At 44.2% G+C, this 4,071-nt stretch carries 3 protein-coding genes; all 3 read left to right on the top strand.

Annotated elements, in window-relative coordinates; genetic code table 11:
* Positions 1-661 precede the first annotated feature (661 nt).
* Positions 662-1,204: a hypothetical protein gene (locus PCY07_RS10380; protein WP_301356717.1), complete on the top strand. Its 543-nt coding sequence runs from the start codon at positions 662-664 to the stop codon at positions 1,202-1,204.
* 204 nt (positions 1,205-1,408) lie between these two features.
* Positions 1,409-3,070, top strand: a complete 1,662-nt coding sequence (locus tag PCY07_RS10375) for a ribonuclease J (protein WP_014714003.1) — start codon at positions 1,409-1,411, stop codon at positions 3,068-3,070.
* Positions 3,071-3,140: 70 nt separating this feature from the next.
* On the top strand, positions 3,141-3,923 hold the full coding sequence (locus tag PCY07_RS10370; protein WP_301356719.1) for an alpha/beta hydrolase family protein: 783 nt from the start codon (positions 3,141-3,143) through the stop codon (positions 3,921-3,923).
* The last annotated feature ends 148 nt before the right edge of the window (positions 3,924-4,071 follow it).

The following is a 4,071-nucleotide window of genomic DNA, read 5'->3' as shown; positions in this document are numbered from 1 at the left end:
CCGCACAGTTGAGTAGGGCTGTAAAAGCTGATGAAATCAGCGTAGTAGAGCCCACTCAACCACTGCGTCTTGCTCGACAATCCAAAAATAATTGAGAGGCTAGGACTTTTGTCCCAGCCTCTTTTCTTTTTCTTAAATCATCAATAAAACCACATAAAAATAGGAACTAGTTTCAGCTGAAATCGCTTGCAATTATTCTGGTAGGTGAGTATAATATAGTTAGAAAGATGAAGAAGGGATTGATACCAATGCCTTGTAGAGATATCATTTAGGTTACTTCGTTTTAGGTCTGTTTTGCTGATATCTGTTCATGCTCTTATCGTAAAAGAGCAGTCATGTCGTGTGTGTCGGATCGGTTGGACGGTCGGGCGAACCTGCTTAGTTTGCTCGGAGACATAAGAAAACGTGGAAATAGTAGGTAGAAGCTTTTTGTAAAGGTTTTCAAACTTCAATGCGTCCAGTCGAAAACTAATCATTTGGATTTGGGATAGCAAAGAAAACCTCTGGTATTTTACACAAATACTATTAAATGAAATCAACATCATAAACATTGTTTTGTTAGCCAAAAGGTTAATTGCACCAAGTCAGTAAAGCAGACCAGGCCTCTAGTCCCGTAAGACTGGAGGCCATTTTTATAAAATATTCAGGAGGAGGTGAGAGTATGGGATTGTCGTATGCGCAAGAATATAGTTGTCGTGACCATTTTCGGCAGAGAGCTTTTGAGCGCTTTGGCGTAGATGATCAGCACCTGAACAGGTGGATCAATCAACACCTCCCCTCCCTCTCTCCTTATGATAGCAATGTGGTTCAACCAGCTAACACGGAAGCCTATGTAGCCAATGATGGTGTTATCTTTGTCTGCAATATCAAAAGTCGGGAATTCATCACTTGTTTTAAGGCGGTCAATTACCAAGAATCTAAGGAGGAAGAGGAAGCATATACGGACATTCATGAAAGCAATGTCGCTTCCTTCAAAAAAGATGTGAACCACCTAGTCAATCGCTACCGACTCAAGGAAGCCAAAGAACTGTTTGAAAACATTGGGGAGGACTTGGATGACTTTTATCACCTGTCCCAAGCGGTCAAGAACGGCCAATTGAGCGAGCGAAATAGTAAGCGCCTAGAGGAATTGTTAGGCAAGTTTCATGTGATCAAGGCAGCCATGCGGATCATTGAAAATAAACGGGGAGATTACCATCTTTAGGGTCTTTTCCCCCTAAAAGTAGGCGCCTAGAAGCTTTCTCATCTAATTTAGATGGGAAGGCTTTTTTGGCTGTGGAAAGCTTTTTGAAAAAAAGAGAAAAAAATTGTATAATAGAGTGGATATGCAAGTATTTGCAAAGCTGTAATTCGACTTGGGTTACCAAGGACCGTAAGTATTAAAATAATCACACTAAAGGAGACAACAGTGAGTAGTATTAAATTAGTCACTCTTGGCGGTGTTCGAGAAAATGGGAAAAATCTCTACGTTGCCGAAGTGAACGATTCAATTTTTGTCTTGGATGCAGGTTTGAAGTATCCAGAAAATGAGCAACTTGGGGTGGATGTCGTCATCCCTAATATGGACTATCTATTTGAAAATAAGGACCGCATTGCGGGTGTTTTCTTGACCCATGGTCATGCGGATGCCATTGGGGCCTTGCCTTATCTTTTGGCGGAAGCGAAAGTCCCTGTATTCGGGACAGAGTTGACCATTGAGTTGGCCAAACTCTTTGTAAAAAGCAATGATAGTGTGAAGAAATTCAATGACTTCCATGTCATCGATCAAAATTCTGAAATTGACTTTGGAGATGCCGTCGTCTCCTTCTTCCAAACAACTCACTCCATCCCTGAAAGTATTGGGATTGTGATTGGTACTTCTGAGGGCAATATCGTCTATACAGGAGACTTTAAATTTGACCAAACTGCAAGTGAGTCGTATGCAACTGATTTTGCCCGCCTAGCTGAAATTGGACGTGAGGGTGTCCTTGCGCTCTTGAGTGATTCAGCCAATGCGGATAGTAAGATTCAAGTTGCTAGTGAGCAAGAAGTGGGCGATGAGATCCTGGACACCATTGCGGACTGGGATGGTCGTGTCATCGTGGCGGCGGTAGCCAGCAACCTCTCACGGATCCAGCAGGTCTTTGATGCTGCGGCTGAGACTGGCCGTCGAGTGGTCTTGACAGGGTTTGATGTGGAAAACATCGTCCGGACAGCTATTCGCTTGAACAAATTGTCTCTTGCCAACGAAAAACTCTTGATCAAGCCAAAAGAAATGAGCCGTTTTGAAGATCATGAATTGATCATTTTGGAAACAGGCCGGATGGGTGAGCCGATCAACGGTTTGCGCAAGATGTCTATTGGCCGTCACCGCTATGTGGAAATCAAAGATGGGGACTTAGTCTACATCGTTACAACACCATCTATTGCTAAAGAAGCTGTGGTGGCTCGTGTGGAAAACATGGTCTACCAAGCAGGTGGCATTGTCAAATTGATCACGTCAAGCTTGCGTGTATCTGGTCACGGAAACGCACGGGACTTGCAGTTGATGATCAACCTTCTTCGTCCTAAATATCTCTTCCCGATCCAAGGGGAATACCGCGAATTGGATGCCCATGCGCGGGTAGCGATGGAAGTCGGTATCTTGCCTGAAAATATCTTTATTCCAAAACGCGGAACTGTGATGGAGTACGAAAAGGGGGACTTTGTCCCTGCTGGTAGCGTCTCAGCTGGAGATGTCATGATCGATGGGAATGCCATTGGTGATGTGGGGAATATTGTCCTTCGTGACCGCAAGGTCTTGTCAGAAGACGGGATCTTTATCGTGGCGATCACAGTGAATCGCAAAGAGAAGAAAATTATTTCCAAAGCGCGCGTGCACACCCGTGGTTTTGTCTATGTTAAGAAGAGTCGGGATATTCTTCGTGAAAGTTGCGAATTGGTCAACCAAAGCGTTGAAGACTATTTGGCACAAGACAGCTTTGACTGGGGTGAGTTAAAAGGTTTGGTACGTGACAACTTGTCTAAGTTCTTATTTGAACAAACCAAACGCCGTCCAGCCATCCTACCAGTTGTGATGGAAGTGAAATAATAGAAGAAATGGAAACGCTTGGCAGCCAGAGGCTTGCCGAGTGTTTTTAACAGTAGAAAGAGGAAATCAAATGGCAGTTATGCAGATTGAGTATTATTCAGAAGTCTTGAAGATGGAGTGGGGTGTTTCCGTCCTTTATCCCGATGCATCGCGCGTGGAAGATCCAGCGGATACAGATATTCCAGTCCTTTATCTTTTGCACGGGATGAATGGGAACCACCACTCCTGGTTGAAACGGACCAATGTGGAGCGCATTCTTCGAAATACCAATCTGATCGTGGTCCTACCCAATACCAATAATGGCTTTTACACAGATACCCAGTATGGCTACAATTACTACACGGCCATTGCGGAGGAATTGCCAGAGACTCTTTCTCGCTTCTTCCCTAATATGACCAAGAAACGGGAGAAGACCTTTATTGCTGGTCTATCCATGGGTGGCTATGGATCGATGCTCTTGGCTCTCAAGACAAATCGTTTCTCCCATGCGGCTAGTTTTTCCGGTGCTCTGAGTTTCCACGATAGAGACCTTGAAAACAATGACTTGGAGCAACCAGCTTTTTGGAAGGGGATCTTTGGAGAGATTGAGGATTGGACGACCAGTCCCTATTCGCTGGAGACTGCTGCTAAGAAGTTTTCAGATAAGAAGACCAAACTCTGGATCTGGTGTGGGGAGCAGGATTTCCTTTATGAGGCCAATAATTTTGAAGTCAAGGAATTAGAAAAGTTAGGTTTGGATGTCACCTATACCCACAGTCCAGGCAAGCACGAATGGTTCTACTGGGAACGTGAGTTGGAGCACTTTTTACAAACCCTGCCAATCGATTTTGAATTAGAAGAACGGTTAAAATAAGATACAAATAGATTGGATATGGAGGCTGGGACAAAAGTCCTAGCCTCTCAATTATTTTTGGATTGTCGAGCAAGACGCAGTGGTTGAGTGGGCTCTACTACGCTGATTTCATCAGCTTTTACAGCCCTACTCAACTGTGCGGAGGTGG

Origin of the sequence: Streptococcus sp. SP1 (genome assembly GCF_030440005.1) — a bacterium.
Lineage (GTDB): Bacteria > Bacillota > Bacilli > Lactobacillales > Streptococcaceae > Streptococcus > Streptococcus parasanguinis.
This window is presented reverse-complemented; position numbering and strand designations above follow the sequence as displayed.

What these genes read in the sequence shown, in the direction of transcription:
- PCY07_RS10380 (WP_301356717.1), top strand. Translation starts at nt 662, where the DNA reads ATGGGATTGTCGTATGCGCAAGAATATAGTTGTCGTGACCATTTTCGG.
- PCY07_RS10370 (WP_301356719.1), top strand. Translation starts at nt 3,141, where the DNA reads ATGGCAGTTATGCAGATTGAGTATTATTCAGAAGTCTTGAAGATGGAG.